This window comes from Chryseomicrobium palamuruense (genome assembly GCF_042649045.1).
GTDB classification, from domain to species: domain Bacteria; phylum Bacillota; class Bacilli; order Bacillales_A; family Planococcaceae; genus Chryseomicrobium; species Chryseomicrobium palamuruense.
This window is the reverse complement of sequence record NZ_JBHSEF010000030.1, coordinates 1-6,068: the sequence shown is the minus strand read 5'-3', so window position 1 is coordinate 6,068 and position 6,068 is coordinate 1. Positions and strand designations below refer to the sequence as shown.

6 protein-coding genes are annotated in these 6,068 nt (G+C 40.5%); 4 read left to right on the top strand and 2 right to left on the bottom strand.

Features of this window, described 5'->3' with window-relative positions; translation table 11 throughout:
• Nucleotides 1–404 precede the first annotated feature (404 nt).
• A complete protein-coding gene (locus tag ACFO0S_RS14760) occupies nt 405–1,370 on the bottom strand; it encodes a GGDEF domain-containing protein (RefSeq protein ID WP_378142903.1) in 966 nt (321 codons plus the stop codon).
• An 85-nt stretch (nt 1,371–1,455) separates the two neighbouring features.
• Nucleotides 1,456–2,337 carry an EAL domain-containing protein gene (locus tag ACFO0S_RS14755; RefSeq protein ID WP_378142902.1) on the bottom strand — a complete coding sequence of 294 codons (882 nt, stop codon included), beginning with the start codon at nt 2,335–2,337 and terminating at the stop codon, nt 1,456–1,458.
• An 892-nt stretch (nt 2,338–3,229) separates the two neighbouring features.
• On the opposite strand from ACFO0S_RS14755, the gene istA reads away from it, so the two are divergent.
• The 4 genes from istA to ACFO0S_RS14735 form a co-directional block, all read left to right on the top strand.
• Nucleotides 3,230–4,744 carry an IS21 family transposase gene (gene istA / locus ACFO0S_RS14750; RefSeq protein WP_378142901.1) on the top strand — a complete coding sequence of 505 codons (1,515 nt, stop codon included), beginning with the start codon at nt 3,230–3,232 and terminating at the stop codon, nt 4,742–4,744.
• A 56-nt stretch (nt 4,745–4,800) separates the two neighbouring features.
• A complete protein-coding gene (gene tnpA, locus ACFO0S_RS14745; RefSeq protein ID WP_378142899.1) occupies nt 4,801–5,106 on the top strand; it encodes an IS66 family insertion sequence element accessory protein TnpA in 306 nt (101 codons plus the stop codon).
• The gene (tnpB, locus tag ACFO0S_RS14740) at nt 5,103–5,459 is read left to right on the top strand and encodes an IS66 family insertion sequence element accessory protein TnpB (RefSeq protein WP_378142898.1); all 357 of its coding nucleotides are present in this window, start codon (nt 5,103–5,105) and stop codon (nt 5,457–5,459) included. The genes tnpA and tnpB overlap by 4 nt, the downstream gene beginning before the upstream one ends.
• Before the next feature lie 40 nt (nt 5,460–5,499).
• Nucleotides 5,500–6,068, top strand: a 569-nt coding sequence (locus ACFO0S_RS14735; RefSeq protein WP_378142897.1) for an IS66 family transposase zinc-finger binding domain-containing protein, incomplete at its 3' end; no start/stop codon positions are given.

Below are 6,068 nucleotides of genomic sequence, written 5' to 3'. Positions count from 1 at the left end.
GTTGGGCCCACGTGCGCAGATACTGGCTGCGAGCTGATAGTAAGCAGGGCCGTGTCGGTGTCTCCTATTGTGAAAAAACGGTACCTGTGCACGGAACAATACAACACAATTTGCATAAATGAAACAGCTATATTGATATGACAAGGTTTTCTATACATATTTATAAAATTGTAGTCCTTTGTCAGAATCGTTTGGTGCACAGGTGCACAAAAGGGGAATTTTGGAATTTGATGATCGCACAATCATCCCTCCTGTCTAGTCCCTTCACTATATATTGAGTCAGGGATTTTTGTAGCAGTCGTTGATTTAAAATTGGTTTAAAAAGGTATCAGTTAATCGTTGGGTAAACATTCTGGAAAACAATTCATTTCAGATAAATTGGTGGAGTGGTGAATGATCCTGTGTCACGTAACTTCATAAGCAGAATGGAAAGGCTCGACATAAAAACAGCTTTCGTTTGTTAATTTGCACAATTTCTTCAATCGCATGGATTCCTCAATAAGTTCTTCCGTACTGGTATAGTGTTTATGTTGATTTGTGACGACGGCAATGGAAAGAGTCACTAAAGGTATTTTTTCCATCCTACCTGACCGATTCTCCATATAGATAAACTGATCATCCAGATGTTTTTTTGTGTAAAACTGTTTAATTTCCTCGTCAAATCTTTGGATGACACTCAGACAGAATTCATTGAAATGATAGTGATTTATAATCACTATGTAGTCATCGCCTCCGATATGGCCTAAAAACGAATCTTTCTCTAGTGCGTTAGCTAAGATATCCGCAGTTAGTTGAATGATTTCGTCCCCTTTTTTAAATCCATAGTAATCGTTGTATGCTTTAAATCGATCTAAATCAATATATAATACACTGAATTCCTTTTTTTGAGCGATCACTTGTGCAATGTTTTCATTAATGATGGTGTTGCCAGGAAGTCTAGTGAGGGGGTTCAGATAACTAGCAAACTCCACTTGAATATCGGCCGCTTTCATGAGTAGGTTCTTTATACTGACAACCCCAATAATGACATCGTCCATTACAATAATGATATCGTCGTAAATCTCTTCTTCCGGTCTATTCATAGCGAGTTTGCTGACTTCGATGACGGATGTAAAATAATCTACAATCAAAGGTTTTCTATTTGCTAGGACGCCTATCGATTTCAACATGTATAAACTATATCCATATCGAGATCCAATCTTTTGATAGAAACGGGTACGTGTGATCAAGCCTACTTCACTTTCTTCATCTTTTAAAACGATACCTTGCAAGTTTGGGGTCTCTTGAAATACTTGATCAATTTGGTTACACGGTGTGTTAAAAGATAAAATTGGCTTGTCTTCAGCGATATCTCCGATATAGAAAATCACACACATATTCCTCCATATTTGTACAGTATCACAACCTATTTAAATGAATAAAACTTTTGAGAAATGAATCTGTCTTAATAATCTTCTATAAAATAGCTCGATGAAAAGAAGAAGTAGTGATAGTAGATGTAGCTGGTAATTGCCCATTACATAACACTTTGTTTGGTTTTCCTAAGGCATAGCCTTGTCCATAGGAGACACCTAACCGTTGTAAGAATCTTAACTCTGACAAAGTCTCAATTCCCTCTGCAATGACATTGGTTTTTGATTGCGCTGCAAATTCCAACAACAACTCCACGAGATGCTGTTGCTCACGGTTACTATGAATGTTTCTAATTAGCGATTTATCAATCTTGATAAATTCTGGTTTTAAATATACGAGCGTCTTTAGGCTATTGTATCCGGTACCTGCATCGTCAACTGCCACTCTAAATCCTTGCTGACGATAATTCTCTATAATCTTTTCAAATCCATTATAATCATGAACAGACTCTTTTTCCGTTAACTCCAGGACAATTTGAGTGGGTGAAAGATTGAATTTTTTTAAAAGCTCCAATGTCTTGCCACTTCGATAAGCGGAATCTGCTAACACTTGAGGCTGAATATTTAGGAATACTAATTGATCTTTATGATCTTGCGTATGTTTCGCTTGTTCAGAATATCTTGCAAGTGAAAGTTCCCGTAAGAAAGCTTCTACCATGAAAACCGTATGACTTTGTCCAGCATAGTCATAAAATTTATCAGTCGTAGGAAAATAGCCCGTAGGTTCTGGTCGATTTAATATCTCAAATCCTAGAGTTTCATTTTCTGTTAAGGACATAATAGGTTGAAATACAGTGGTTATTTTTTGCTTTTGAATTAACCCTTTAAATTCCTCACTTTTTAAGAACTCCTGGTTGAGAAATTGACGGTGCTTATGTAAAAACTTAAAGTACTTCAATAATATTGTTACTTGATTAGTTTTCATTTGAACTCCTTCAATCTTACTTTAGTACTATTCTAGTATACTCTCCTATTATGTTTCGTTGTGTTAAAAAATTGTAAAGTTAAAACGATATAATCTAGCGATGTATGAATTCGAATAAATATTTTCTAATCGGTACCCGTGCTCTGCATAAAATCGATACCTGTGCACTAGACAATTCAACACAATTGGAAAATCGATACCTGTGCACTAGACAATTCAACACAATTTGCATTAAAAAACGGTACCTGTGCACGGAACAATTCAACACAATTTGCATAAAAAAAGAGGAGCTTGATATAAGAGGCTTTATCTCACATAATTATAGAATTGTAGTGAATTTACAGAATAGTTTGGTGCACAGGTACCTAAAAGGGGAATTCTGGAATCTATTCGCGTGTGCGAGGTTGAAAACCGGAGACACTCCATCTCTCCAGGGGGGCCTTCTGTTCTCAATCCCATCATCTGAACTTTCTCCATCCCTTTCCTCAGATTTGTTAGTGGCATTTAAGAAATGTAGTTATTGGCAATTAAAGTTATGCAATATCTTGTGAATAAAACTAGCTTTATACTGAGAGTGGTCATGATAGGCTAGCTATGCCAAGCAAGCATATTGGTTGCTCTCTTGCCTGGTTTCATGACCACGGAGGCTCAGTGTAAAGCGTCAACAGGAATGTATAAAAATACGATTAGGAGAGTTTTCTTAATTGCCATTTCATGCAAAAGTTAACTGCCAAATACAACTGTTTATGGCAGTATAAAAATGTAGTGTTTGGCAGTTAATTTATGCAGCCTCGTAAGAGGCTGCAAAAAAAAGAAAAGCCACTTGTCAGCATCTCTCCATACAATTAAACTCTCTGATATTGGGCTAACAATATTCAGGGAGGTACAGGGAGTGCTAACAGTGACTGACATCAAGTATATCAGACAAGAAGTAAATCAAAAAGGTAGAAAATATGCAGAAGTAGCAAGACAGATGAACCATGATGAGAGAACCGTCAAAAAATATGCAGACATGGAAGACTGGAGCGAAGAGCGTCTAAAGACTACTCGAAAGCCAAGGGTTATGGGAAAAGCTAGACCCATAATCGATAAGTGGTTGGAGGAAGATGCGACTAAGAAAAAGAAGTTCCGTCGTACTGCCAAAAGAATGTTCGACGTGTTGGTGAAGGATCATGGATACGAGGGATCTTATCGTTCCATACGTGAATATGTACGAAAAAAGAAACAACAGATGGGACATTCTACAGAGGCTGCGTTACCACTTGAAAGCATGCCAGGGACAGCACAAGTAGATTTTGGAGAAGCACCGTTTGTATATAGGGGCAGGTCTATCGACCTTTCCTACTTGGTACTCTCGTTCCCCTTCAGCAACACATTCTATTTTCAAGTATTCCAGTCGCAGAACCGAGAGTGTTTCCTAGAAGGCTTAAAGCGAATCTTTCACCATCTAGGTGGTGTCCCTAAGACAATTCGCTTCGATAACTTGAGTCCAGCCGTCAAAAAGGTACTTCCTTATGGTGAGCGATTATTGACTGACGAGTTCGAACGATTCGTCCTACACTATGGTTTTTCCACTGAATTCTGTAATCCAGGTAGTGGGAATGAAAAAGGTCACGTTGAAGCCATGGTCAAATACATACGTAACAACTTTTTATTGCCAGAGATACATGTGGCAGATCTTGAGCGTTTGAACGAGACCTTCTGGACTGCAGCTGAAGAAGACAGGAATCGCAAGCACTATCAAAAAGATGAGCTTTTATCCGAACTGTTTGAGGAAGATAGAAAAGCACTCCTTCAGTTACCTGAGAAATCCTTTGAATGCGTGCGTTATGAAGAGTGTCGTCCAGATAAGTATGGACTCGTCAAAATAGATGGACGTCAGTATTCCACATCTCCTCGCTTTGCCAAAAGTACTATTTTGGCAAAGATATCATATGGCACGATCGAGATCATGACGGCAGAACATGAATCAATCATTACTCATGCACGCCTGTATGGTGAGGATAAGAAGTCGATGAAATGGCAACCATATCTTGAGCTGATGGCCAAACGGCCAATGGCAATCAAATACACGGATTTCTTTGAACAACTGCCCGTCAATTGGAAAGAATACATAGACAGCTGCACCGTACCTGAAAAGCAGGAAGCATTGAGACTTCTTTCAGTCCTCTTGAAACAACATGATTTTTCGGTGGCAACAGAATCTCTGAAGATCGCATCGACGCACGGGCATCCTTCTGCAGAATCGATTAAACAGGTCTTCTACCAGCTCATCAATGGACGGAGCGACCGCGTGAGCCTTGATATCAGAAGAGACTCAATCCCTCCTATGCCACCGGCATCAAGAGGATCAACACATTATGACAAGTTGTTTGAAAGTAAGCGTCAAATAGTGCACACATTTTAATAGAAGAAGAATCATGAGATACTCCTCCCACAAATGAAATTTGGGAGGTTTTTTCTTTGAAAAGAAAAGAGAAAGAAGCGTATTGGTTGGCGAAGATTGAAGAATATCGCGCAAGTGGTTTGTCACTAGTTGAATGGTGCGAGACTGAAGAAGTCTCAGTGCACACTATGAAGTATTGGCTGAGAAAACAGTCCCCGATCAATCGAGACTCGAGTCAGGAGACCGATTGGGTCTCCTGTGTCATCGAAGAACCAAAAGAAAACTCAATTTCTTTGAGAATAAACCAAGTTGATATCGAGGTGACGAGTGGCTACGATGAGACACTTCTGCTCCAAGTAATCCGGACGCTGCGCTTGGTATGATGAATGGTCGCGCTGTCGAGCGCGTCTATCTCGCGGCGGGTCCAACGGATCTTCGCAAATCGATTGATGGCCTCGCTGTCATCGTCCAGGAACTTTTTCAGCTAGATCCATTTTCAAAGGCTTTGTTCGTCTTCTGTAACCGAAAGAAGGATAAACTGAAGATCTTATTTTGGGATCATAACGGTTTCTGGCTCTATTATCGTAGACTGGAGAAAGGACTGTTCGATTGGCCAGACCTCGGGTCTGTCCAGCCCCTATCCATCTCAAGCCGTCAGCTGAACTGGTTGCTAGATGGATTGCCGCTTGACCAACGTGATGCACATCCTTCAGTTGCTGCTAAAAAAGTGATTTGACATCTGTTTCACCGGATGGTTTTATGCTATTCTTATCCCTATGAGAAAACAGGACGAGAAAACACGACTTACAATTGAAGAGCTCGAGAAGAAGAACGCACAGCTCGAACAGCGAAACAAAGAGCTTGAGGCCAAGATGGAATATTACAAGCAACAGTTTGCGTTGCTTCAGGCGAAACGCTTTGGCACTTCGAGCGAGAAGACAGACAAAGACCAACTGGAACTGCAATTGTTCAATGAGGCCGAAGTGTCTTCAGCTGTGCTTCTTGCAGAGCCGACTCTTGAGACGATCAGTTACACACGCAAAAAGAAGATCGGACGAACAGACAGACTGAACGACCTGCCTGTCGAGACGATCCACTATGACCTCTCTGATTCAGAGAAGGTCTGTTCAGAATGCGATCATTCGATGCATGAGATGAGCACACAGGTCCGCAAGGAACTGAAGATCATCCCTGCGCAGGTGACAGTGGTCGAACATGTCCAGCACATCTACAGCTGTCGCCATTGTGAGACACATGCGATCAAGACGCCGATCAAAAAAGCAGAGATGCCAAAACCGGTCATCAAGAAGGGACTTGCGTCCCCATCTGCTGTCGCTTTTGTGAT

Coding starts and splice junctions, on each gene's coding strand:
- ACFO0S_RS14755 (WP_378142902.1), bottom strand. CDS start 2,337: ATGAAAACTAATCAAGTAACAATATTATTGAAGTACTTTAAGTTTTTA.
- tnpB (WP_378142898.1), top strand. CDS start 5,103: ATGATGAATGGTCGCGCTGTCGAGCGCGTCTATCTCGCGGCGGGTCCA.